Genomic DNA, 22,661 nt, shown 5'->3' with positions numbered 1-22,661 from the left:
TTTATGAATACAGTTTTAAATCCTGGTCATCTCGATGTTTGGTTTTGTTTTACTGAGGACAAACGTTTACAGAATTTTTTATCTGATTATGAGGAGTTACTATCGCTTTCAGAGCGTCAGCAATACGAGCAGTTCTCTCAAGGGGATCATCAACAAGATTATCTAGTGAGCCGCGCTTTATTGCGCTGGGTATTGTCTAAATATTGTGACGCAAAGCCTGCAGATCTTGAATTCGGCGTAAATCAATTTGGTAAACCAGCCCTGTTGCATCCTGCTGTGCCTGATCTTCAGTTTAATACAGCACATACTCACGGTTTGACGGTTTGCGTTGTGGGCAGCCAATTTCCTGTTGGTATTGACGCGGAGTACCATTCTGATAGTGCCAGCCTGCTAAGAGTGGCGGATGATTATTTTTCACCGCTAGAGCTGCAAGCATTGCATGATAAAACCAGTGAAGAGGAGAAATTAGCTGATTTCTTCCGTTATTGGACCTTAAAAGAAGCGTATCTAAAATCCAGGGGGGAGGGCTTGTCCATCCCGTTGCATGATTTTTCAGTGGTTTTAAAAGATGGTGCGTTTAAAGAGTTTCTAGGACCGGACGCCGGGCTGTGGGATTTCCGTTTACTGCTTCAAGACAAAAACTACACAGCGGCATTGGCAATGGGTGGAAAAATAAACAGCCAAAATCTCTATAACTGTGTCCCTCTTGGCCCTGTGGCTGAGTTTGCCACCGACGCTAATGGCTAAGCTTTTCACCACATTAACAACATGAGCGGAAACAGCACTGTTTCTGCCTGACAGGAGTTCTCCGTGTACCAAATTCTTACCTTGAACCAAATTTCTGTAAAGGGGCTTAATCGCTTCCCCAGGGACGAATACGAAATTGCCAGTGAGTTTTCATCGCCAGACGCGATTATGCTACGCAGTCACAAACTGGCCGCGGCGGATATTCCTGAATCAGTAAAAGCCATCGCCAGAGCCGGTGCGGGTACCAATAATATTCCTGTGGCAGCTTGTACCGAGTTAGGGGTTCCTGTTTTTAATACGCCAGGCGCCAATGCCAATGCCGTGAAAGAACTGGTGTTGGCTGGTCTTGCATTAGGATCAAGAGGCATTTTGCCGGGTATTGCTTATGTTAATTCCTTGGCAGATATGAAAGACGGCGCGGCCTTGGCAAAACTGCTTGAGAAAGAGAAAAAGCGCTTTAAAGGCCAGGAGCTACTGGGTAAAACGTTGGGTGTAGTGGGCTTGGGGGCGATCGGATCAATGGTTGCCAAAGTTGCACTGGATTTAGGCATGAACGTAGTGGGTTATGATCCTGCGTTATCTGTTGATGCGGCATGGCGATTGCCAAGTTCAGTTCAAAAAATGGAAAATTTGCTGACCTTATTTGCCAAATCCGACTTTATTACCCTTCACTTACCGGTATTAGATGCCACGCGAAATCTTATCAGTAGTGATGTTTTAGCTGCGGCGAAAGAGGGCAGTTGCCTGCTTAATTTTGCCCGAGAAGAGATTGTTGATGTGGCTGCCGTTATTTCGGCTCTGGACAACAAGCAACTGCGCACCTTTATCACCGATTTTCCTACACCGGAGCTTATTGCCAGAGATGATGTGGTTTTGATGCCGCATATTGGTGCCAGTACCGATGAAGCTGAAGAAAACTGCGCGATCATGGCGGCAGACCAGCTGCAGGACTTTCTTTGTAACGGTAATATCAAGAATTCAGTCAATTTCCCTAATCTAGCATTAGAACGCACAGCTGGCGTACGCCTGGCAATTACCAATCGAAACGTACCAAAGATGCTGGGTAGTGTGTTGGCGATTCTTGCCGACGCAGAAATTAATATTCTCGACATGTTAAACAAAAGCCGAGATGAAATTGCCTATAATTTGATTGATATTGGCGGTGATATCAGCTCAGCACTAGTCGAACAGATAGAAGCGCTAGAGGGTATTGTCAACGTCCGAGTGATTCGCTGAGGCCCTGGTGGCCGAGGAAGTGTTATGAAAGCGCTTGAAGATATTGAGAAGCTGCTTAAAGACCAAGCAGCTTCTCCTCCGGTTGAAAAATGGCATCCAGACCTCAGTGGCGATATCGATATTGTTATCGCTGCCGATGGACGTTGGTTCCATGAGGGGGGAGAGATCAAGCGTCATGAGCTGGTTAAGCTATTTGCATCCATACTTCGTAAAGAAGATGACGAGCAATACTATCTGGTAACTCCAGTAGAAAAGTGGCGTATCACTGTTGAAGATTGCCCACTGCAAATAATTGACTTAGAAGTTTCTGACCAGAATCCACCGACAATTGCCGTAAAGACCAATACGGGTGCCTGGTACCCATTGTCTGAAGACCATCCCCTGACAGTAGAGTTTGAAGACAATGAGCCTAGACCTGGTGTTATGACGACGAGAGGTTTGTTAGCAAGGGTAAATCGATCTTGTTTTTATCGTCTTGTTGATTTGGCACTGGAAGAGGACGGGAAGCTGATTTTGCCCTGTAAAGATGGGCCGTTTATTCTGGGAACAATATAGCCCAAAAATGAAACCTTAACGCTTAAATTTTCAAATACAAAAAAGCCGCCTATTTTATTAGGCGGCTTTTTTTCGTCATCACATATTTGGATAATTTGGACCGCCAAGACCTTCTGGCGTTACCCATACGATATTCTGCGACGGGTCTTTAATATCACAGGTTTTGCAGTGAACGCAGTTTTGACCGTTGATCTGAAACTTCGGTGTTCCTTCAGCGTCTTCAACCACCTCATATACACCTGCAGGGCAGTATCGTTGTGCTGGTTCGGCATATTTAGGTAGATTTTCACGAATCGGCAGCTCTGGATCTTTTAGGGTTAGATGACAGGGCTGGTCTTCTTCGTGGTTAGTGTTGGATAAAAACACCGACGTTAACTTATCGAAGCTAATTTTGTTGTCTGGCTTGGCATACTCAATTTTCTTAGATTCAGATGCCAGCTTCATTTGGGCGTAGTCGGGTTTGGTATCTGCCAGTGTCCATGGCAGTTTGCCGCCGAAAATATTGAGGTCTACAAAAGCGTAGGCTGAACCAAGAAAGTTACCCCACTTGTGTTGTGCAGGACCAAAGTTACGCTGTTCATGGAGTTCTTTGTAAAGCCAGGAGTTGTCAAAGGCTGTTTTGTATTCGGTGAGCTCTTCGCCTTTTTTCTCATCTTCAGTTAGCGCTTTGTGCACAACTTCCGCCGCGATTAAACCTGACTTCATCGCGGTGTGGCTGCCTTTGATTTTGGCGAAGTTCAGCGTACCTGCGTCACAGCCAATCAGTAGACCACCTGGGAAAGTCATTTTTGGCAGCGATTGTAAGCCGCCTTTAGAGATGGCCCGGGCGCCGTAAGAAACGCGTTCTCCGCCTTCGAGGAATTGTTTAATCACCGGATGTTGTTTGAAGCGTTGAAACTCTTCAAAAGGCGATAGGTAAGGGTTGTCATAGCACAGATCGGTAATGAGACCCATGGATATCTGATTGTCTTCGATGTGATAAAGAAAGCTGCCGCCCAGTGCGCCATTTTCTGATAATGGCCAACCCGCAGCGTGAATAACCTTGCCTTGTTCGTGTTTTGCAGGGTCAATTTTCCACAATTCTTTAATGCCAATGCCGTAATGCTGAGGGTCGGCATCTTTATTAAGGTCAAATTTTTCCATCAGCATTTTGCCTAGATGGCCACGGCAACCTTCGGCAAACAGTGTGTATTTTGCGTGTAGCTCCATGCCCGGCATATAGCTATCTTTTTGCTGGCCATCGGCACTGATGCCCATGTCGCCAGTGGCAATGCCTTTTACGCTGCCATCATCGTTATACAAGACTTCTGCAGCGGCGAAGCCGGGGTAAACTTCTGCGCCCATGCCTTCGGCTTGTTCAGCCATCCAGCGGCAGAGGTTACCTAAACTAATAATGTAATTGCCTTCATTGTGCATGGTTTTGGGCACAGCAAAGCCGGGTACCTTGGTCGCTTTTTCAGCGCTGGTCATGTAATAAATATCATCACCGGTGACAGGCGTATGTAGCGGGGCGCCTTTTTCTTTCCAGTCTGGAAAGAGCTCATTGAGAGCAGTGGGCTCAAAAACCGCTCCTGATAAAATATGTGCGCCGACTTCTGAGCCTTTTTCTACTACACAGACACTAATATCTTTACCGGTAGATTCACTCAGTTGGCGAATTTTACAAGCGGCGGCCAGTCCTGCAGGACCGGCACCGACGATAAGGACGTCAAACTCCATTGATTCGCGTTCCACTGATTCTCTCCTCATTTAATCTGTCGGGTGCTTGCCCTTATGATTGGGCGGATTATCACCAATTCGAAAGGCGCAATTATAAGTGTCGTTACTTTAAAAGGCTACTTTAGCAGGAATTTAAGTACGCAAGCGAATTAATTTGAGTTGATGGTGGGTCCTCTGCTAAACTGTTGATGTTGCGGGGCAATTGCATTACGCAAGGCCATAGCTATATTTACCGGCAAGTGCGTAAATAGCTTGTCTGGTTGACCTTAACGGTCTTAAGCGTCAATATTACTCCGCTTTTTTATAGGGGCTTGGTCCAAGTCGGATTGTTTTTTTAAATAATCCGCAGCGTAAGGGCCGTTAGCCATTCCAATTCATTTACGCGTGTACTGGGGAATCCATGAAGGTTCTTGTTGCTGTCAAACGAGTCGTTGACTACAACGTAAAAGTGCGTCCGAAATCGGACGGCACCGACGTTGACCTCAATAATGTCAAAATGGCGATTAATCCATTCTGTGAAATTGCTGTTGAAGAAGCTGTTCGTCTGAAAGAAAAAGGCGTTGCTTCAGAAATCATCGTCGTCACTGTTGGTCCGAAGGTTGCTCAAGAGCAGCTTCGTACCGCGCTGGCACTGGGTGCTGATCGCGCTCTATTAATCGAAACAGATGTTGCTGTCCAGCCACTGGGCATTGCAAAACTGTTGAAAGCTGTTGTGGATAAAGAAGAGCCTCAGCTAGTGATTATGGGTAAGCAGGCCATTGACGGTGATAACAACCAAACCGGTCAAATGTTGGCAGCACTCTCGGGTATGTCACAGGGTACGTTTGCTTCTGAAGTCGATGTCGACGGTGATGCTGTAAGCGTTACTCGTGAGATTGATGGTGGCCTGCAAACAATTAAGTTGTCTCTGCCTGCAGTTGTAACCACTGATCTTCGCTTGAACGAGCCACGTTACGCGTCTTTGCCTAACATCATGAAGGCGAAGAAAAAACCAATGGATACTATGACTCCTGATGAGTTAGGTATTGATGTGACTCCTCGCGTAACTACGTTGAAGGTTGAGCCGCCTGCCGAACGTCAAGCGGGTGTTAAAGTCGCTGATGTTGCTGAGCTGATGGACAAGTTGAAAAACGAGGCGAAGGTGATCTGATGAGTATTTTAGTCGTAGCTGAACACGATAATGCCTCGATCAAAGGGGCAACACTGAACACGATTACTGCTGCAAAAGCGATTGGTGGTGACATCACTGTGCTGGTTGCTGGCGAAGGTTGTGGTGCGGCTGCCGAAGCAGCGGCAAAAATCGACGGTGTGAGCAAAGTATTGTCTGCAGACAACGCTGCTTACGGTCATCAATTGGCTGAGAATGTCAGCTTATTGGTTGCTGAGCTGGGCAAAGATTACGGTTACGTACTTGCACCTGCGACCACCAATGGCAAAAACACTTTGCCACGTGTTGCGGCATTGCTTGATGTTGGCCAGATCTCAGAAATTATCGCCGTAGAAAGTGAAGATACATTCAAACGTCCTATCTACGCAGGTAATGTCATTGCAACAGTGCAAAGCAGCGATGCCATCAAGGTTATTACTGTGCGCGCCACTGCATTTGACGCTGCCGCTGCTGAAGGTGGCTCTGCCGCTGTTGAAGCGGTCTCTTCTGCTCACGATGCTGGCACGTCCAGTTTTGTTAAAGAAGAGTTGGCGAAGAGTGATCGTCCTGAACTGACAGCTGCTAGCATTGTGGTTTCTGGTGGTCGCGGTATGCAGAACGGCGAAAACTTTGGTTTGCTATATGCAGTTGCCGACAAACTGGGTGCTGGTGTTGGTGCGTCGCGCGCTGCGGTTGATGCGGGCTTTGTTCCTAACGATATGCAGGTAGGGCAAACGGGTAAAATCGTTGCTCCGGATTTGTATATTGCGGTTGGTATCTCTGGAGCAATCCAGCATTTGGCCGGTATGAAAGACTCAAAAATCATTGTTGCCATTAACAAAGACGAAGATGCTCCTATCTTCCAGGTAGCTGACTACGGTCTGGTTGCTGACTTGTTTGATGTTCTTCCTGAAATGGATAGCGCGTTGTAATAACAACGTCGCCTTAATATCATTTTGTGAAGCCCGGCTTATGCTGGGCTTTTTTTTGCCTATCAAAGGTGTATCTTGAGTTAACGCCACGCATAAGGTAAAACTTCTAATAGTGACAATAAACGACACTTGCCAGGCACTTACTGCCTTGAAAATGTTCTTAACAAATTCAGCCTGTTAGATGCTATTCGCACTTCTGCGTGAAAGGAGAAAAAATGAAGCGATTTATCTCGGCCTTGGTTTTGAGCTTGCCACTCGTTGCCGCACAAGCATTGGAGCTCCAGACTGACGAGTCGGCACTGTATTTCGTGAGTATTAAAAACGACTCCATTTCCGAAGTGCTCACGTTTGATGAGCTTTCGGGTAGCTTGAGCGCAGAAGGTGATGCACAAATTTCCGTACCTCTTGCCAGTGTTAATACGGGCATTGAAATACGGGATGAGCGGGTGCGCAAATATCTGTTCAAAACCGAAGAGTTTAGCAAAGCCGTTTATACAGCAAAGTTAGATATGACTGAACTGACCGTATTGAAAGCGGGTGAGCAAAAGCAAATTAGCTTGAGTGGTGAGCTCGCGTTAAATGGTAACGTGGGTAAGCTGGACTTTGATATTTTGGTTACTAAAAGCAGTGATGGCAGCTATTCTGCCACCACAATTGCGCCAGGGTTTGTCGATGTGAGAAGTTTTGACTTGATAAAAGGCGTGGGCAAGCTGCGTAGTCTTGCCGGTCTTAACAGCATAGCATTAACTGTACCGGTGACTTTCTCAGTATTGTTCAACTAGTTTAGTTAATCCCGGCGCAGACGATCTGATATTGCGATCGGCGTCGGGTAATTTAGCACGACAATATAAGATGACACCACAAAGCTGATAATGGCGGTCGCTTGAATCAAGTGAGACACTTCGTCGCTTATCAATTTTTGCTCTGCTGCGACATAGGCAATCAGTAAAGAAAACTCACTGATCTGTCCCATTCTAAAACCAAGGTCCCAAGCCAGGGCCTTGCTTCTTGTCATTGTCTTCATCAAAAAACGATATACCACTGGTTTACCACCCAGCATCAGTGTTGCAAGTAATAGCGTGGGTAGAATGATGCTGCTCAGTAAACCGATGTCGAATCGGGCACCGAGCGAGAAAAAAAACAAAATCAGAAAAAAATCTCGCAGCGGTTTTAAATTGATTGCGATGTATTGGGATATTGGACTGGTTGCTAGGCTGATACCCGCTAGAAATGCGCCCATTTCTGCGGATAAACCCAGCTGATGCCCCAGTTCGGCTAAACCGAGACACCAGGCAATGGCAAGTAGAAATATGTATTCATGAAAGCGATCAAAACGCTGTAGTAATGGCAATAATAAATACCGGACTGTGAGAAAGGCAAAGCCAACCAGTATGGGTAGTGCTGCGAGGGTTTTTACAAAAGCCATGGCAGAAAAGCTGCCACTACTCATGCTGAATAAAACCAATAAAACAAAGATCGCAATTAAATCTTGAAGCAGCAACAGGCCAACCATGAGTTCGCCAGTAATACGATGATGCAGCACGGTAGTGGGAAGGAGTTTGATGCCAATAATGGTGCTGGAGAACATCATGGCCGCACCGGCAATAAGGCTCTCTTGCATACTAAATCCAAAGGCCGTGCAGAGGCTAAAACCCACAGCGGCAAAAGCAAGAGAACTGAGTAGGGCAACCACCGTGGTTTTGCGTAGCGTTTTGACTAGGGCGCTGGGCTGCATATCCAGCCCAAGTAAAAACAGCAGGAATAAAATACCAATGCTGGCGATTTCAGCAAGCAGTTGCACATCACTGACCCATGCCGCCCCATAAGGGCCCGCTGCGGCCCCTAGGGCGATATAAGCCATTAACAGTGGCTGGCGAGTATACAGGGCCAATGTGGCAAGTAGCGCCGCACCAGTGAAGATAATAAAAAATGAAAAGGTGAGTGTTGTCGTCATTCGTGGCCTTGCGTTTAGATGGGACTGACTGAACCCGTTTATATAATTATGATTCTTAGCTATAACATAGCTTATTTGGAGAATAAAAAAAGGCCGCAAATTTGCGGCCTCATTGGGTTCTGCAGGGAGTGAGTCTATCTGCGCCGATATAAGGGTAGGGGTTGGTCCACTGAGGCTTGATAACCAGTACTAAAATCATTAAAACTGGCCAAGGCACCCTCTAGATCGTCTGTGTCCAGTGCATAGGCGTCAAAACCGCAGCGTTTCAAAAAGAACAGTTGATCGCGGATAAAATCGCCTATTGCACGAAGCTCCCCAGTAAATCCATGTTGTTCCCGCAGTTCTCTGCCATAGCTAAAGCCTCGGCCATCGGCAAACTTTGGGAAATCGACGGCGATCATGTCAAAGTTGTCAAGATCGTCTGCCAGCAGTTTTGGTGACTCGTCGCTGGACAAAAATACTGCAACATTATCCAGCTTTTTAAGACTGGCTTTATGTTCTTGCCACAGTTTGAGCGGAACAATAACTGGGCCTTGCTCCGGAAGGGACTCAGTGTCGCGCCACAGCAGCCAATTGTCGTCAACGAGCTGATTGTTTTTGATGATTTTAGGCATAGACACGCTCCTTAAATGGGTCGAGGCCAACACGGGCAAACGTGTCAGAGAAGGGCTCTTCTGGTTGACGAAGACTAACGTAGGTATCCAGCACTTTTTCAATAACGTCGGGCACTTGTTCTTGCGCAAAAGAAGGCCCGAGAATTTTGCCAATAGAGGCGTTTAAGCCCTGGCTACCGCCCAGAGAAACCTGATAAAACTCCTGACCTTTTTTGTCTACTCCCAAAATACCAATGTTGCCGATATGATGGTGGCCGCAGGCATTCATGCAGCCAGAGATGTTTAACTCAATTTCGCCCAAGTCGTAAACATAATCTAGGTCATCAAAGCGACGCTGTATCGCTTCGGCAATGGGAATAGATTTCGCATTTGCCAGCGAGCAGAAATCGCCACCAGGGCAGCAAATAATATCGTTTAAAGTGCCGATGGTCGGGGTGGCAAGCTCAAGGGCATGTAACTCTTTCCACAACGTTAGCAGGTCACTCTGTTTTACATCGGGGAGCACTATGTTTTGCTGGTGAGTGGTGCGGATTTCGCCAAAGCCATAACGTTCGCCCAAATCTGCAATCTCTTCTAGCTGTTCGGCGGTCACATCACCGGGGGCAATGCCAGTCGGTTTTAACGACAGGGTGACGATGCGGTAGCCATCTTGCTTATGCTCATGCGTGTTTTGTTTTAACCAGCGAGCAAAGTCAGGACCTTCTAACGCCATCGCTTGCAGGTCTTGGTTTTCAAGAGTTTGGTAGTTGGGACGAGTGAAGAAAGATTTTGCACGATCTATCTCTGCTTCGGTGAGGACCATATCGCCATCGCGAATATTTGCCCATTCCGATTCTACTTTTTCTTTAAATGCTTCTGGCCCAAGAGCCTTAACCAGTATTTTGATACGAGCTTTAAATTTGTTGTCCCGGCGGCCAAGTTGGTTGTAAACCCGCAGAATCGCTTCTAGGTAGCTTAGCAGGTGCTTGGGCTCTAGTGATTCGTGGATAACCTGACCAATAATTGGCGTTCTGCCTAAACCACCGCCGACAATCACTCTAAAGCGCGTTTCGTTGTTTTCGTTTTTTAAAATTTGCAGGCCAATGTCGTGGACCATTACCGCAGCGCGATCAGTTTCTGAACCGCAGACGGCGATTTTGAATTTGCGAGGCAGAAAAGCAAATTCAGGGTGGAAGGTAGACCACTGGCGGATAATTTCGCAGTAGGGGCGGGCATCTTCTACTTCGTCTACGGCAACGCCAGAGAACTGATCTGCGGTGACGTTGCGAATACAGTTGCCACTGGTTTGCACGGCGTGCATCTCAACGCTGGCCAACTCTTGCAAAATATCTGGTACTTCTTCAAGCAGTGGCCAGTTCAGCTGTACATTTTGACGGGTGCTGATGTGAGCATAGCCCTTGTCGTAATCTCGGCTGATTTGAGCCAGTTTACGCAGCTGAGTGCTGTTCAGGGTGCCGTAGGGCACGGCAATACGCATCATCGGCGCGAGGCGTTGAATATAAAGACCATTTTGCAGGCGCAGAGGAAGAAACTGCTCCTCGGTGATTTTGCCATCGAGGTAGCGCTGGGTCTGGTCTCTAAACTGGTCTACCCGCTGATTGATCATCGCGCGGTCGTAATCGTCGTAAACGTACATAATTACCTTGTGAAATAGTCAGTAGGGCTTGTTGCCCCCGGAGTTAGCCTATCGCAATTGCTGTCGCAATAACGGGCGCGAGTATGCTAAAGCAGTGCGGTTCAGGAAACTAACGGTTTTTGCTGATTTCTGATAACTGCTAAACCGATAACAAAGTGCGTTTAGCTTTGGCTAAGCACTAAGCGAACGATAGAGGTGACAGAAGCGATAAAGACAACCACAAAAAGAACGGCGGCGATAACGTAGTTACGGAATCGGCCATGTTGAAAATCACGCTCGCGATTTTTACGGCTTTGCACGCCAAACGCAGCGGCTACGACGCTGCCAATAACCGCAAAGGGTCCGGGCGGCTTTTGCAGCGGTTTGTCGGGTGTCTCAGTCATCACATTCACCTCTCGGTATCTTTAGCAGCTATTTTACGGCGAGAAGGGACTGTCTCATAACGCTTTCTTTGAATAATGCTTAGTGAAGCGGCTGATATGCCTCGGCGACATAGAAATTTTCTTGTTATAATCCCGGCAGTTTTTTCCATTACCCATTAACGAATTGCCGAAATTGAGGTGAATGATGTCCGATAAAGAACAAGAAGCTCGTGAAGATAACACCGCAGACGCCATTGCATCTGTTGCCATTCTGAGTTTGGTTGTGGCGACCGTTGTTTACTGGTTGAGCCATATGCCTGGCTAAGCTGGGACAAATTGTCCCGTCTTGATATAGGTTGTCAGGTTTTACGGAGCCGCTTCCACATACGAAGCGGCTTTTTTATGGGCAACTCACTTATGCCTTTTCTAGGGGTCGTAATCCAAGTTTGGAGAAAGCCAGCGCTCCATGGCTTTAAATTCCATGCCTTTACGCTGGGCAATATCCTCGACTTGGTCTTTGCTGATTTTGCCCACCGCAAAATAACGTGCCTGGGGGTGAGAGTAATAAAAACCACTCACCGCTGCGGCGGGGAACATTGCCAGATGTTCGGTCAGGCTGATACCGGTTTTCTCGGTTGCTTTGAGGAGAGAGAAAAGCGTCTCTTTCTCGGTATGATCAGGGCAGGCCGGGTAGCCCGGTGCTGGTCGAATACCGCGATAAGACTCTTTAATCAGCTCTTCATTGCTGAGTTCTTCATCGGGCGAGTAAGCCCAAAACTCTTTGCGCACCCGCAAATGCAAATGTTCGGCAAAGGACTCTGCTAATCGATCGGCCAGTGCTTTTACCATGATGGCGCTGTAGTCATCGTTGGCTTTTTCATAGGCTTGAGCTAGCTCGTCTGCACCAAGTCCTGTGGTGACAGCAAAGGCGCCGACGTAGTCTTTAACCTTGCTATCGGCGGGGGCAATGTAATCAGCCAAACTCATTTGTGGTTTGTCATCGGGTTTAACTGATTGCTGACGCAAATGATGAAGCGTTGCTAATTGCTCGGACGTATCGGGGTCGAAAACAGCGACATCGTCGCTGCCTTGTCGCTGGGCGGGCCAAAAGCCAATGACACCATTCGCCTGTAAGCTTTTGTCGCTAAGAATTTTGTCCAGCATCTTTTGTGCGTCGTCAAACAAGTTTCTAGCAGCTTCACCAACCACGTCGTCCTTAAGAATTTTCGGGTATTTGCCTGCCAGTCCCCAAGAGATGAAAAACGGCGTCCAGTCGATGGTTTCTCTGAGGATTTCCAGCGGGTAATCCGTAAACTCTTTGATACCTAAAAAGCTTGGTGTAGGGGGTGTGTAGTTCTCCCAGTCGGTGACAAAGTGACGGCTGCAGGCTTCGGTGTAAGGATGCATCCGGGTTTTAATTTGGCGACCGGCTCGACGAACTCTAACGCGTTCATACTCTTCCCGTTGCTCTTGAATAAACCCGGCTTTGTTGCCTTGGCTAATAAGGTTACTGGCCACGGATACGCTACGGGAGGCATCGGGGACATAAACAGTACCGTCGTTTTTGTACTGTGGCTCGATTTTAACCGCGGTGTGAGCCTTAGACGTGGTAGCGCCGCCAATCATTAATGGAATGTTTAAACCCTGACGCTGCATTTCGCTGGCGACATGGACCATTTCATCGAGAGAGGGCGTAATTAAGCCGCTGAGGCCAATAATATCTACTTTTTCTCGAATTGCGGTTTCTAGAATTTTTTCGCAGGGCACCATCACGCCCAGGTCTATAACCTCGAAGTTATTACACTGCAGTACCACCCCTACAATATTCTTGCCGATATCGTGCACGTCACCTTTGACCGTGGCCATCAACACCCGACCGTTGGCCTTGGCACCGACTTCTTTGCCAGCCTCAATGTAGGGGTTTAAATAGGCCACCGCTTGTTTCATTACCCGAGCGGATTTAACCACCTGAGGCAAAAACATCTTTCCGTCGCCGAACAAGTCGCCAACTACGTTCATGCCATCCATTAATGGACCTTCAATCACATCAATGGGTTTGCTGGCCTGTTGACGGGCCTGCTCGGCGTCTTCTTCGATATAGGTGGTGATACCTTTAACCAGCGCGTGTTCTATGCGCTTTTCAACCGGCAGCTCTCGCCAGCTTAGATCCTCTTTGCTGTTAATACCACCACCGTCGCCCCGGTATTTATCGGCAATATCGAGTAAGCGCTCGGTGGAGTCATCCCGGCGGTTCAAAATGACGTCTTCGACAGTTTCCTTCAGCTCGGAGGGAAGGTCGTCGTAAATCGCCAGCTGACTGGCGTTGACGATGCCCATATCCATGCCTGCCTTGATGGCGTGGTATAAAAAGACCGAGTGAATGGCTTCTCGGACGGGGTTATTACCTCGGAATGAGAACGACACATTAGAAACACCCCCGGAAACCAAGGCGTATGGCAGTTCTTTTTTAATAAAGGCGGTGGCCTCAATAAAATCGACGGCGTAGTTGTTGTGCTCCTCGATCCCGGTGGCCACGGCAAAAATATTGGGGTCAAAAATAATATCTTGAGGCGGAAAGCCAATTTCATTGACCAAAATATTGTAGGAGCGCCGACTGATTTCAGACTTGCGGGCAAAACTGTCTGCCTGACCATCTTCATCAAAGGCCATGACGACCACGGCGGCACCGTATTTCAGGCACTGCCGGGCATGCTTGCGAAACTCGTCTTCCCCTTCTTTAAGCGAAATGGAGTTAACTATTGGCTTGCCCTGAATGCACTTTAGACCGGCTTCAATGACATGCCATTTGGAGGAGTCGACCATAATCGGCACCCGGGAGATATCGGGCTCCGAGGCGATAAGGTTGAGAAAAGTAACTATGGCATTTTCGGCATCCAGCATGCCTTCATCCATGTTGATATCGATAATCTGGGCGCCGTTTTCCACTTGCTGGCGGGCTACCGATAAGGCAGCGTCGTAGTCATTTTCTAAAATCAAGCGTTTAAACACGGCTGAGCCGGTGACGTTACAGCGTTCGCCAACGTTGACAAATAAGCTATCTGAACCAATGTGAAATGGCTCCAAGCCCGCTAAGCGACATTTGGGTTCCCGCTGGGGCAGGGGACGGGGGGTAACATCTTCTACGGCTTTGGCAATGGCTTCGATATGCGCCGGAGTGGTGCCACAACAACCGCCGATTAAATTTAAATAACCACGCTGGGCAAAGTCCCGTAACTCGTCGTGCATGTCTTCGGGGGTTTCGTCATATTCGCCAAACTCATTGGGAAGGCCGGCGTTAAAATGACCGCTAAAATAACAATCTGATGCTTCGGCTAATTCCTCAACAAAAGGCCGTATCTCCTTGAATCTTCTGCCACAATTGCTGCCAATAATAAGAGGCTTGGCGTGGGCAATAGAGTTCCAGAACGCGGTGGGGGTTTGCCCAGACAGAGTCCGGCCACTGGTATCGGGAAAGGTCACCGAAATCATAATGGGCAATTCAATACTGGAATCTTCAAAGTATTGCAGCACTGCAAACACCGCTGCTTTGGCGTTAAGGCTGTCGAAGACAGTTTCGATTAACAATACATCTGAGCCACCTTGGATCAGGCCTCGGGTAGCGGCGTAATAGTCCTCAACTAATTGGTCAAAGGTAATATTGCGAGCGCCGGGATCGTTTACGTCGGGTGAGATGGACGCTGTGCGGGGGGTGGGCCCCAGTATGCCTGCGACGAAACGGGGCTTGTCTGGATTTTTTGCGGTGGCGGCGTCGGCGACTTCCCGGGCGATTTTGGCGCCTTCAACGCATAGTTCTTCAGCAATGCTGCCCAGTTCGTAGTCTTGTTGGGACACGGCTGTGGAGTTAAAGGTATTGGCGCCAATCAGGTCAGAACCTGCATCTAGGTAAGCCTGGTGAATTTCTCGAACCACATCGGGTCTAGTCAGAGTGAGAAGGTCGTTATTGCCCTTGAGGTCTTTGTGATAGTCGGCAAAACGCTCACCCCGATAGTCTTGTTCGGTGAGGTTATAACTTTGAATCATGCTGCCCATAGCGCCATCAATCACCAAAATTCGGTCTTTGAGGGCATTGATCAATTGTTCGCTACGGTGTTTGGCGTCGGTCATGAAAATCCTGATGATATAAAAAGTCTTGGCAAAGGATTGCAGGCTGTGGTGGCAATGGCCTTCGTGTTAAACTCTACAATTCTAGCAGATACTCTCGCTGGCTATGAAATTGTTTGCGAAAACAGCGGGATATGAAGAGGTGAATATGGCAAGCGAAGAAGTCGTTGCACAGGAAATGCCCGTGAAAATGACGATTACCGAGTCTGGGCAGGATTATCTGGCAGAACTGCTTTCTAAGCAGGACGACGTGATTGGTGTACGCATTTTTATTACTCAGCCAGGTACGCCTAAAGCCGAAACCTGCATCGCCTACTGTCGAGAGGGCGATGACAAAGGCGAAGATATCGTCGTTGAATACCCTAAGTTTAAAGCGTATTTCGAGGAGCGCAGCGTTGCCTTTCTTGACGATGCGCTTATCGATTATTCAAAAGATCGAATGGGTGGTCAGTTGACCATCAAGGCGCCCAATGCACGGTTGCCTCGTGTGGATGAAAACAGTCCTATCGAAGACCGGATTAACTACGTGCTCTACAACGAAATTAATCCATCATTGGCCGCTCATGGCGGTGAGGTGTCGCTGATGACTCTAACCGAGGACAATTTTGCTGTTCTTAAATTTGGCGGCGGTTGTCAGGGCTGTGGCATGGTAGACGTGACTCTGAAAGAAGGTGTCGAGAAAACCTTGCTAGAGCAAGTGCCTGAGCTGGCCGGGGTCAAAGATAGTACCGACCACAGCAATACCGAGAATGCCTACTTCAAATAAAGAATGGCGCGATGCTGCCAGTGGGGTCGCTGGCAGCAATAATAGGAAACAGCATGCAATTACCCAAAACCCGTACCGATATCCAGGTTCGTTTTTCGGATCTGGATTTCTTGGGTCATGTCTCTAATAGTGTTTATGCCCAGTATTTTGATTTGGCACGGGTCGATTACTTTCGGGAAGTACGTGAGTTCAGCGAAGTCCCTAACCATGTTGTCGCCAGTGTCAAAATGGATATGTTGAAGGAGATCCGTTTTGACCACCATGTTGTGGTCGACACGTGGTGTGAGCGCGTAGGCAGCAAAAGCATGACGGTTTGTCATCACATCTACGCCAACGGCGAGTGTGCAACCGTCAGCCGCTCAGTATTAGTTGGTTTTGACCGGGAAACCCGCGAGGCGATTAAGTTGCCATCAGATTGGAAACCCACCGATAGCGCCTTGATTCCAGATAGCCCGGGAAAAGTGGAATAACACACGATGTCTGCTTGTCCTTGTTGCTCTGGTTTGGATTACGAAGAATGCTGCTGCCCGCTGTTACAAGGCATTGATGTAGCCCAAACCCCAGAAGCGCTTATGCGCTCACGCTTTGTGGCATTCGCCCGCAAAGCCCACGGTTATCTGATATCCACTTGGCATCACAGCCGCCGGATTAATGAGGATGAAACCACACTTAAATCCAGCTTTGCAGGTATTCGCTGGACGCGCCTGGATATTATTGATGCCCCTGCCTATACCGAAAACCGTGGTGAGGTAGAGTTTGTAGCTTTTTATGTGGACGAAGAAGATAAGCCCGGCCAGCTGCATGAGCGCTCTCGTTTTGTTCGGGAAAAGGGTCATTGGCTGTATTTGGACGGCGATATCCTGCCACCGGTAAAACTGGGCCGAAATGATCCCTGTTGGTGCGGAAGCCAGAACAAGCTCAAAGCCTGCCACCCGACCTAGACCATTGATGCGAATTCTTTCCTATAACGTTCACAAGGGGTTTTGCTCAGCAAATCGGCGGTTTTTATTGGATGAAATCCGCGACAGCATTCGCACGGTTAATGCCGATATTGTGTTTCTTCAGGAAGTGGTAGGCGAAAACCAACAGCATGCCAGTGCTGTTAATAATTGGATTGACGACAGTCAGTTTGAATATCTTGCCGATACCATTTGGCCTCACTATGCCTATGGCAAAAACGCGGTGTATGACCACGGCCATCATGGCAATGCCATTCTGAGTAAATATCACATACTCAGCTCGGATAATGTCGATGTTTCCCTTTATCGCCGCTCCCAGCGGGGTTTGTTATTTACTGAGATCGAGCCGGGTATCCATTTGGTGTGCGTGCATATGGGACTGCTTGGCTGGGAACGCCACCAGCAATTTCGCCTGCTGGAGAAAGCTATCGCCCAGCGCGTTCCGGCATCGGCGCCACTCATTATTGCCGGCGATTTTAACGATTGGACGGGCAGTCTTCACCAGCGCTTTAAGCGACGGATGGGGCTAAAAGAGGTATTTACTCAGCTTAATGGCAAGCCAGTGAGAAGCTTTCCTGTAAAACGTCCCATGCTGAGATTGGATAGAATCTATTTTCGAGGATTTGATGTTATTGAAGGCCGTCGATTGAGCGGTTTACCTTGGCAAAACCTGTCTGATCACTGTGGTCTATATGCGGAATTGGCACTTTACAAATAGGGCGTCAGTTATCGCTAGGCAAAAAAAGCCCCGTAAAAAAACGGGGCAAAGCCATAGATGGTATAGAAGCAACCTTGCTTACGCGGTAGCTTAAATTTCAGATCAAAAAAAAGCGCCCAATCAGGACGCTTTTCAAAATAAACATTTGCTGCCTCAGCTGTTGCGGCTACGCAATGCATCTTTCACTTTGTCACGAAGTTTACGCAGTGTCGCCTCGGTGTCGTCCCAACCAATGCAGCCATCGGTAACAGAAACACCGTATTGAAGCTGGCTGAGGTCAGCGGAAATACTCTGATTGCCCGGTTTTAAGTGGCTTTCAATCATTAATCCGACAATGGATTTGTTGCCCTCTAAAATCTGGTTGCCCACATCTTCTACAACCAATGGCTGCAGGGCGGGGTTTTTGTTGGAGTTGGCGTGGCTGCAATCCACCATGATATTGACTGGATAGTTGGCTTTTTCCAGTGCTTCTTCGCACAGTTTGATATGTACCGAATCGTAGTTTGGGCCAGCGCTGCCACCACGTAATACCACATGGGCGTAGGCGTTGCCGCGAGTATGAATCACCGCGACTTGGCCATCGTCATTAATGCCCAGAAAACGGTGGGGGTGTACCGCAGAGCCAATGGCATTCATGGCGACAGAAATGCCGCCGTCAGTGCCATTTTTAAAACCCACGGCAGAAGACAGGCCGCTGGCCATTTCCCGGTGGGTTTGCGATTCGGTGGTGCGCGCACCAATCGCTGACCAAGCAATAAAATCCTGCAGATACTGTGGCGAAATAGGGTCTAGAGCCTCGGTTGCCGTCGGCAGGCCGATTTCAGTAATATCCATTAGCAATTTGCGGCCGATATTTAAACCTTCTTCAATTTTGAAGGTATCGTTCAAATGTGGATCGTTGATCAAGCCTTTCCAGCCCACGGTAGTCCGGGGTTTTTCAAAATACACGCGCATCACAATGAGCAGTGTGTCGCTGACTTCATCAGCCAGTTTTTTCAAACGTTGGGCATAGTCCAGCGCAGCGTCTGTGTCGTGAATAGAGCAGGGGCCGACCACGATAAACATGCGGTGATCAGTGCGATCAAGGATGTCGCGAATAGTTTGGCGGCTTTGGGACACTAACTCGCGGGCGCTATCGCTCATGGGCAGGGCAGCTTTAAGCCTTGCGGGCGTAATAAGCACTTCCTGCGCTTCAACGTTGAGATTCTCAATAATGGGTTTAGACATAAGGCCTTCGCAAATCAGATAAACAACAAAATAAAAAGAGCCGGGCATTTTAACGCATCAGCCACGCAAATAAATGCAAAGCAGGGGATTTAAACAGTAAAATGGCAAAAAACTCCTCGCGGTTGGATGATTCCCTTGTTTTACCTCAGATGTTTGTTAGTCATTTTTAGTCTGCCCAGCTGGGCAGGGGCCCCTAGTGATGGTGCTGAACAAGGACCTGTTCGCAAATGGACACCACAAATCCGTGTGATTGATAGTGAAGATTATTCGCGGCTGCCCTGCGATCAACTGGCTACGGCCAGCGCTGAAACGCCCCAACAACAACGGCAATTACACAAAAGAAAGCAGCAATGTTTGCAACAATACCGGGCATTTACCCCGAATAATGGCGTTCGATAATGGCTAGATCAGCTCGAGGGCGTGGCTTTAAACCCACTAAAAAGCCCCAGAAAACACCGTCACAAACGCCGATTGAAATGGATATAGAGCGGCTGTCTGACGAAGGTCGAGGTATCGGTCGTATTAACGGTAAGCTCGTCTTTGTTAAAGGCGCCTTAGCAGGTGAAAAAGTATCTGCCCGGTTGCTTAAACAGCAAAAGCGTTTTGATGAAGCCGAAATGCTGGATTGTATGGAGGCCTCTGCTGAGCGAGTTGAGCCATTCTGTAAGCTGTATGAGCAATGTGGTGGCTGCCAGTTACAACACTTAAGTATTAATGAGCAGCGCCAGCATAAGCGGCGACGACTACAACAGTTGCTGTCAGCCCTACCAAGCCATAGTAGTGTGGAGCTTGATGATATACCGTTGCTTAGCGGTGATGACCGGGGATACCGGCATCGCGCTCGACTAAGTTATCGCCGTGGGCAGCTGGGATTTAAAGCCGAGGGCAGTCACGACATTATTGCCTTCGATCACTGCCCAATTTTGGCCGAGCCGTTAAATCATGCCCTTGAAACACACCGGGCGAGCTTACTTGCTTATCTGGACACTGCCGGCCCCAGTGAGTTGGAATTAGCGCTGGGCGACAATGATCATATCGGCATAAAAATTCTGCAGCGAAACCGGCCCAGTGACAAACTGCTTTCAGGATTAGTTGCTGCATTGGCAGAGGGCATCACGGTTTACGAGGCAAGCAGCGCAGACCACCGGTGGTTGAGTCCTACCGCCCAGCCGTTGACGTATTCCTTACCCCAGTCACAACAACTGCAGTTTTTGCCGGGGGACTTTACCCAGGTAAATCAGACTATCAATTGGCAAATTTTGGAGACCATTACAGCGTGGCTTTCGCCCCAATCGGGAGAGCGAATAGCCGATTATTTCTGTGGCTTGGGAAATTTCAGCAAATTGCTAGCAGCTAGCGGGGCGACCGTTATCGGTTTTGATGCTGGCGAGGCAATGATCGAACGTGCCCGACAGCAAGCGGACGCGGCGGGTTTAACTATCGATTTCCGCAAAGTTGATCTGTTTGATGGCGAGCAATTGATTTTGCCCCAAGGGGTTAACAAGCTTGTTCTTGATCCTCCCCGGGCGGGAGCAAAGTTGCTTTGCGAATATTTGGCGACTAAAAAATCACTCAAAATCATCGCTTACGTATCCTGCGATCCCGGCAGTTTAAAACGGGATTTACAGGCACTTTGTGATGGAGGGTTTAAGGTCGAGGCTGCGGTCGCTGCGGATATGTTCCCCCACAGTCAGCACATGGAATCGTTGGTGTTATTGAGTCGTTAATGGGCACTAGAAAGGTAAATTGCACCTTGTGTTAACGTCGGGCCAACAGCACTACAAATTTTGCGTCAGACCCGATTAGCTCGACCTGGCTAAACCGTTTTTTCAGAATTTGATGGTAGCCCAAGTGCCGGTTGCCAACCACGCAGAGCTGGCCGCGGGGTTTAAGCTGGCGGTGACTGTCCGCGAACATCTGCCGGGCAATTTGATCGCCAAGATCATATTCTTGATGAAAAGGGGGATTGCATAACACCAGGTCAAAAGACGGCCCCTGATAATTAAACATACAATCGCTGGCGGTAAATTCAGTCATGCCTGCGCTGTCAGGCAGGTTGCGCTGCACATTTTGCGTGGCGCTATCAATGGCCATAAATGAATCGTCAAAAAAATGAACTGATGCATCTGGCCACCCTGTCAGCGCGGTAATACCCAGCAAGCCATTGCCGCAACCCAAGTCAGCAATGTGTGGTTTGGCGGGCAGGGATAGGCGTTTATAACAATCCAATAGTAATCGACTGCCGCGGTCTAGCTTGCCTCTGGAAAACACATTGGCGCGGTTAATGAGGGTCAACCCCAGCTCGGGAACCTCAAGCGCTTTGGCATCGTTTTCTGGCAGGCTATTTACCGGCGCTTTGGGGAAGTTGATTAATCGCGCCTTTTTCCATGCCAACCCCGGCCGGGCGTCACCCACAAGCTTATTGAGAACGTTGATGGTAGCGGCATCGATATGCTTAGCCATCGCAGCACCAATAATCTCCCCGTTAGATTCGCAAGCGGCGGTCAATATCTGCAACTGATATTGCATCAAAGAATGGCTTTTGGGCAGCTTATAAAGAATCAGATCATAGTTTGCGGTGATGGCGTCAGTGCCTGTAATCAAGCCTGGCGGGCTGAGATCATTTCGCTGCGCATTTTCGTTCACCGCAAGTTGAGCTACGGCCGAATCGCCCCAGCTATCACATTGAAAACCGGCTTTAATCAAAGCCAGTGCCAAGCTACCAAAGCGGTCATTTACTACTAAAATTTGAGCGCCGGGTGCCGGAGGTGTTTCAGCAAGGTGTTTGAGCAGGTAATGATCTGCTGCGTCCCAGGCTTGCAAGACTTCGTTGGGGCGCCGGGGGCGTCGCAGCAGCTGGAGTTCGCCAAAGGGTGACTGGAAAAGAGTATTGCTGCTCACTTAGCTTTGTGGCTCTTCCAGTAACAAGGCTTGTAAACGTGCTTTCTCGGCAGGTCCAATGCCCAAACCCACTTCCAGATATTCGTCAACGCTATGATATTTTTCTTCCATCGCCTTGAAAGCTTCATTGAGATAACGGGGCTGGACGCCAAATAGAGCTCTGACGACATCGCTGTTCACCTGATATAGGCTGTGGTCGGCGAGAAACCGAACGGCTTGTTCAATACGTATTTTTGTAAAGTGATTGGTCGCTAAATAATCGTCCATTATGGTTTCGCGGGACACCCCCAGCGCTGTAAGCAACACTGCTGCAGCAAAGCCTGTGCGGTCTTTGCCGGCCGTGCAGTGGAAAACTTGGGGGTAATTATTTTCGTCGAGTAATTGCTGAATCCAGTTTTTGAAGGTATCAGAAAACCGCTCAACCATTTCTCGATTGGCTTCAATTAAAAAGCGTCCCATTTGCTCAGGCGTTGAATTTTGTTCTTGTAAGTGTCGAGAGATAATTTCTACTTGCGCGGCGTCCACCGAAACGGGCATGGGGTGAATCGCGATTTTCGAATTGGGTAGTAAGCTGTGTGGCGATTCTCTCCGCTCTTGATCTGATCGAAAATCGATCACTCTGCGAATCCCAAGTCGCTCAAGAAAACCTTGATCGTCCTCGCTGAGCCGTGAGAGTTTGTCTGAGCGATATACCATTCCCCACTTTATGCTTCGGCCATCTGTGGTCTGGTAACCACCGATGTCGCGGAAGTTATGGGCGCGATTAAAGGGCAGCTTGCGCATATCCAAACGCTGTCCGTAAGGCAGCTGGGCGGGGATAGGGCGGGAACTAAGGTCGTAGGGTAAATCAACAGATTCGACGGGTGGCAGTTTCATATTCGAGGCGACTTAAACAACAGATTCCCCCATTGTAACGCGTCGTCAGTAACAAAAACCATTGCAGTTATAGCAAAACATTGTTGCCGGACCGGGCTAGGGAGCATTGCTAGTACTCTGTGATATATCGGATTTTTATCGACGTACTTGCTCATAGGCAATCCGCAACGCTGGAGCACCGAGCATACAC

Annotated in this window: 21 protein-coding genes; 12 read left to right on the top strand and 9 right to left on the bottom strand. The window is 48.5% G+C overall.

Annotation, left to right across the window (positions count from 1 at the left end; all coding sequences use genetic code 11):
• Nucleotides 1–3: 3 nt before the first annotated feature.
• The 3 genes from IMCC21906_RS10540 to IMCC21906_RS10530 all read left to right on the top strand — a co-directional run bounded on the left by IMCC21906_RS10540 (nucleotide 4) and on the right by IMCC21906_RS10530 (nucleotide 2,538).
• Nucleotides 4–747: a 4'-phosphopantetheinyl transferase superfamily protein gene (locus tag IMCC21906_RS10540; RefSeq protein ID WP_052763492.1), complete on the top strand. Its 744-nt coding sequence runs from the start codon at nucleotides 4–6 to the stop codon at nucleotides 745–747.
• Between the two features lie 63 nt (nucleotides 748–810).
• Nucleotides 811–1,983, top strand: coding sequence for a phosphoglycerate dehydrogenase (locus IMCC21906_RS10535; protein ID WP_047012133.1), 1,173 nt, complete (start codon nucleotides 811–813; stop codon nucleotides 1,981–1,983).
• Nucleotides 1,984–2,007: 24 nt separating this feature from the next.
• On the top strand, nucleotides 2,008–2,538 hold the full coding sequence (locus IMCC21906_RS10530) for a DUF1285 domain-containing protein (protein ID WP_047012132.1): 531 nt from the start codon (nucleotides 2,008–2,010) through the stop codon (nucleotides 2,536–2,538).
• Between the two features lie 78 nt (nucleotides 2,539–2,616).
• On the opposite strand, the gene IMCC21906_RS10525 is transcribed toward IMCC21906_RS10530, so the two are convergent.
• Nucleotides 2,617–4,272 carry an electron transfer flavoprotein-ubiquinone oxidoreductase gene (locus tag IMCC21906_RS10525; RefSeq protein WP_047012131.1) on the bottom strand — a complete coding sequence of 552 codons (1,656 nt, stop codon included), beginning with the start codon at nucleotides 4,270–4,272 and terminating at the stop codon, nucleotides 2,617–2,619.
• 385 nt (nucleotides 4,273–4,657) lie between these two features.
• Between IMCC21906_RS10525 and IMCC21906_RS10520 the strand changes: the two genes are divergently transcribed.
• The 3 genes from IMCC21906_RS10520 (at nucleotide 4,658) to IMCC21906_RS10510 (ending at nucleotide 7,118) form a co-directional block, all read left to right on the top strand.
• On the top strand, nucleotides 4,658–5,407 hold the full coding sequence (locus IMCC21906_RS10520; protein ID WP_047012130.1) for an electron transfer flavoprotein subunit beta/FixA family protein: 750 nt from the start codon (nucleotides 4,658–4,660) through the stop codon (nucleotides 5,405–5,407).
• Nucleotides 5,407–6,336: an electron transfer flavoprotein subunit alpha/FixB family protein gene (locus tag IMCC21906_RS10515; RefSeq protein ID WP_047012129.1), complete on the top strand. Its 930-nt coding sequence runs from the start codon at nucleotides 5,407–5,409 to the stop codon at nucleotides 6,334–6,336. Before IMCC21906_RS10520 ends, IMCC21906_RS10515 begins: the two co-directional genes overlap by 1 nt.
• 215 nt (nucleotides 6,337–6,551) lie before the next feature.
• Nucleotides 6,552–7,118 (top strand): YceI family protein, encoded by a 567-nt coding sequence (locus IMCC21906_RS10510; protein ID WP_047012128.1) that lies wholly within the window; start codon nucleotides 6,552–6,554, stop codon nucleotides 7,116–7,118.
• A 5-nt stretch (nucleotides 7,119–7,123) separates the two neighbouring features.
• On the opposite strand, the gene IMCC21906_RS10505 is transcribed toward IMCC21906_RS10510, so the two are convergent.
• From IMCC21906_RS10505 to IMCC21906_RS10490, 4 genes are all read right to left on the bottom strand, one after another.
• Nucleotides 7,124–8,290 carry a cation:proton antiporter gene (locus IMCC21906_RS10505; RefSeq protein WP_047012127.1) on the bottom strand — a complete coding sequence of 389 codons (1,167 nt, stop codon included), beginning with the start codon at nucleotides 8,288–8,290 and terminating at the stop codon, nucleotides 7,124–7,126.
• Nucleotides 8,291–8,424: 134 nt separating this feature from the next.
• On the bottom strand, nucleotides 8,425–8,904 hold the full coding sequence (locus tag IMCC21906_RS10500) for a DUF934 domain-containing protein (protein WP_047012126.1): 480 nt from the start codon (nucleotides 8,902–8,904) through the stop codon (nucleotides 8,425–8,427).
• The gene (locus IMCC21906_RS10495) at nucleotides 8,897–10,540 is read right to left on the bottom strand and encodes a nitrite/sulfite reductase (protein WP_047012125.1); all 1,644 of its coding nucleotides are present in this window, start codon (nucleotides 10,538–10,540) and stop codon (nucleotides 8,897–8,899) included. The genes IMCC21906_RS10500 and IMCC21906_RS10495 overlap by 8 nt, the downstream gene beginning before the upstream one ends.
• 161 nt (nucleotides 10,541–10,701) lie before the next feature.
• Nucleotides 10,702–10,923: a DUF2970 domain-containing protein gene (locus tag IMCC21906_RS10490; protein ID WP_047012124.1), complete on the bottom strand. Its 222-nt coding sequence runs from the start codon at nucleotides 10,921–10,923 to the stop codon at nucleotides 10,702–10,704.
• Between the two features lie 184 nt (nucleotides 10,924–11,107).
• On the opposite strand from IMCC21906_RS10490, the gene IMCC21906_RS16990 reads away from it, so the two are divergent.
• Nucleotides 11,108–11,227: a methionine synthase gene (locus IMCC21906_RS16990; protein WP_197085892.1), complete on the top strand. Its 120-nt coding sequence runs from the start codon at nucleotides 11,108–11,110 to the stop codon at nucleotides 11,225–11,227.
• Between the two features lie 101 nt (nucleotides 11,228–11,328).
• Here the strand turns inward: IMCC21906_RS16990 and metH are convergent, their stop codons facing one another.
• A complete protein-coding gene (metH, locus tag IMCC21906_RS10485) occupies nucleotides 11,329–15,027 on the bottom strand; it encodes a methionine synthase (protein WP_047012123.1) in 3,699 nt (1,232 codons plus the stop codon).
• Nucleotides 15,028–15,202: 175 nt separating this feature from the next.
• On the opposite strand from metH, the gene nfuA reads away from it, so the two are divergent.
• From nfuA to IMCC21906_RS10465, 4 genes are read left to right on the top strand one after another with little or no spacing between them, the layout of a single operon-like run.
• Nucleotides 15,203–15,790, top strand: coding sequence for a Fe-S biogenesis protein NfuA (nfuA, locus tag IMCC21906_RS10480; RefSeq protein ID WP_082117551.1), 588 nt, complete (start codon nucleotides 15,203–15,205; stop codon nucleotides 15,788–15,790).
• Between the two features lie 53 nt (nucleotides 15,791–15,843).
• On the top strand, nucleotides 15,844–16,260 hold the full coding sequence (locus IMCC21906_RS10475; protein WP_047012122.1) for a thioesterase family protein: 417 nt from the start codon (nucleotides 15,844–15,846) through the stop codon (nucleotides 16,258–16,260).
• A gap of 6 nt (nucleotides 16,261–16,266) precedes the next feature.
• Nucleotides 16,267–16,731, top strand: coding sequence for a YchJ family protein (locus tag IMCC21906_RS10470; RefSeq protein ID WP_052763491.1), 465 nt, complete (start codon nucleotides 16,267–16,269; stop codon nucleotides 16,729–16,731).
• A gap of 7 nt (nucleotides 16,732–16,738) precedes the next feature.
• On the top strand, nucleotides 16,739–17,467 hold the full coding sequence (locus IMCC21906_RS10465; RefSeq protein WP_047012121.1) for an endonuclease/exonuclease/phosphatase family protein: 729 nt from the start codon (nucleotides 16,739–16,741) through the stop codon (nucleotides 17,465–17,467).
• A 153-nt stretch (nucleotides 17,468–17,620) separates the two neighbouring features.
• On the opposite strand, the gene IMCC21906_RS10460 is transcribed toward IMCC21906_RS10465, so the two are convergent.
• Nucleotides 17,621–18,694, bottom strand: a complete 1,074-nt coding sequence (locus IMCC21906_RS10460; RefSeq protein WP_047013342.1) for a 3-deoxy-7-phosphoheptulonate synthase — start codon at nucleotides 18,692–18,694, stop codon at nucleotides 17,621–17,623.
• A 398-nt stretch (nucleotides 18,695–19,092) separates the two neighbouring features.
• Between IMCC21906_RS10460 and IMCC21906_RS10450 the strand changes: the two genes are divergently transcribed.
• Entirely contained in the window at nucleotides 19,093–20,421 is a 1,329-nt protein-coding gene (locus IMCC21906_RS10450; protein ID WP_047012119.1) for a methyltransferase domain-containing protein, read from the top strand.
• Between the two features lie 31 nt (nucleotides 20,422–20,452).
• Here IMCC21906_RS10450 and IMCC21906_RS10445 read toward each other — a convergent pair whose 3' ends face one another.
• Together IMCC21906_RS10445 and IMCC21906_RS10440 are read right to left on the bottom strand one after the other, a co-directional pair.
• Entirely contained in the window at nucleotides 20,453–21,595 is a 1,143-nt protein-coding gene (locus IMCC21906_RS10445; protein ID WP_047012118.1) for a methyltransferase, read from the bottom strand.
• On the bottom strand, nucleotides 21,596–22,471 hold the full coding sequence (locus IMCC21906_RS10440) for a tyrosine-protein phosphatase (RefSeq protein ID WP_047012117.1): 876 nt from the start codon (nucleotides 22,469–22,471) through the stop codon (nucleotides 21,596–21,598). It lies immediately after the preceding gene.
• Nucleotides 22,472–22,661 lie beyond the last annotated feature (190 nt).

It is taken from the genome of Spongiibacter sp. IMCC21906, assembly GCF_001010805.1.
Taxonomy (GTDB): Bacteria; Pseudomonadota; Gammaproteobacteria; order Pseudomonadales; family Spongiibacteraceae; genus Spongiibacter.
This window is presented reverse-complemented; position numbering and strand designations above follow the sequence as displayed.

What these genes read in the sequence shown, in the direction of transcription:
- IMCC21906_RS10505 (WP_047012127.1), bottom strand. Translation starts at nt 8,290, where the DNA reads ATGACGACAACACTCACCTTTTCATTTTTTATTATCTTCACTGGTGCG.
- IMCC21906_RS10495 (WP_047012125.1), bottom strand. Translation starts at nt 10,540, where the DNA reads ATGTACGTTTACGACGATTACGACCGCGCGATGATCAATCAGCGGGTA.
- IMCC21906_RS10515 (WP_047012129.1), top strand. Translation starts at nt 5,407, where the DNA reads ATGAGTATTTTAGTCGTAGCTGAACACGATAATGCCTCGATCAAAGGG.
- IMCC21906_RS10440 (WP_047012117.1), bottom strand. Translation starts at nt 22,471, where the DNA reads ATGAAACTGCCACCCGTCGAATCTGTTGATTTACCCTACGACCTTAGT.
- nfuA (WP_082117551.1), top strand. Translation starts at nt 15,203, where the DNA reads ATGCCCGTGAAAATGACGATTACCGAGTCTGGGCAGGATTATCTGGCA.
- IMCC21906_RS10475 (WP_047012122.1), top strand. Translation starts at nt 15,844, where the DNA reads ATGCAATTACCCAAAACCCGTACCGATATCCAGGTTCGTTTTTCGGAT.
- IMCC21906_RS10470 (WP_052763491.1), top strand. Translation starts at nt 16,267, where the DNA reads ATGTCTGCTTGTCCTTGTTGCTCTGGTTTGGATTACGAAGAATGCTGC.
- IMCC21906_RS10540 (WP_052763492.1), top strand. Translation starts at nt 4, where the DNA reads ATGAATACAGTTTTAAATCCTGGTCATCTCGATGTTTGGTTTTGTTTT.
- IMCC21906_RS10510 (WP_047012128.1), top strand. Translation starts at nt 6,552, where the DNA reads ATGAAGCGATTTATCTCGGCCTTGGTTTTGAGCTTGCCACTCGTTGCC.
- IMCC21906_RS10500 (WP_047012126.1), bottom strand. Translation starts at nt 8,904, where the DNA reads ATGCCTAAAATCATCAAAAACAATCAGCTCGTTGACGACAATTGGCTG.
- IMCC21906_RS10530 (WP_047012132.1), top strand. Translation starts at nt 2,008, where the DNA reads ATGAAAGCGCTTGAAGATATTGAGAAGCTGCTTAAAGACCAAGCAGCT.
- IMCC21906_RS10450 (WP_047012119.1), top strand. Translation starts at nt 19,093, where the DNA reads ATGGCTAGATCAGCTCGAGGGCGTGGCTTTAAACCCACTAAAAAGCCC.
- IMCC21906_RS10490 (WP_047012124.1), bottom strand. Translation starts at nt 10,923, where the DNA reads ATGACTGAGACACCCGACAAACCGCTGCAAAAGCCGCCCGGACCCTTT.
- metH (WP_047012123.1), bottom strand. Translation starts at nt 15,027, where the DNA reads ATGACCGACGCCAAACACCGTAGCGAACAATTGATCAATGCCCTCAAA.
- IMCC21906_RS10465 (WP_047012121.1), top strand. Translation starts at nt 16,739, where the DNA reads ATGCGAATTCTTTCCTATAACGTTCACAAGGGGTTTTGCTCAGCAAAT.
- IMCC21906_RS16990 (WP_197085892.1), top strand. Translation starts at nt 11,108, where the DNA reads ATGTCCGATAAAGAACAAGAAGCTCGTGAAGATAACACCGCAGACGCC.
- IMCC21906_RS10520 (WP_047012130.1), top strand. Translation starts at nt 4,658, where the DNA reads ATGAAGGTTCTTGTTGCTGTCAAACGAGTCGTTGACTACAACGTAAAA.
- IMCC21906_RS10460 (WP_047013342.1), bottom strand. Translation starts at nt 18,694, where the DNA reads ATGTCTAAACCCATTATTGAGAATCTCAACGTTGAAGCGCAGGAAGTG.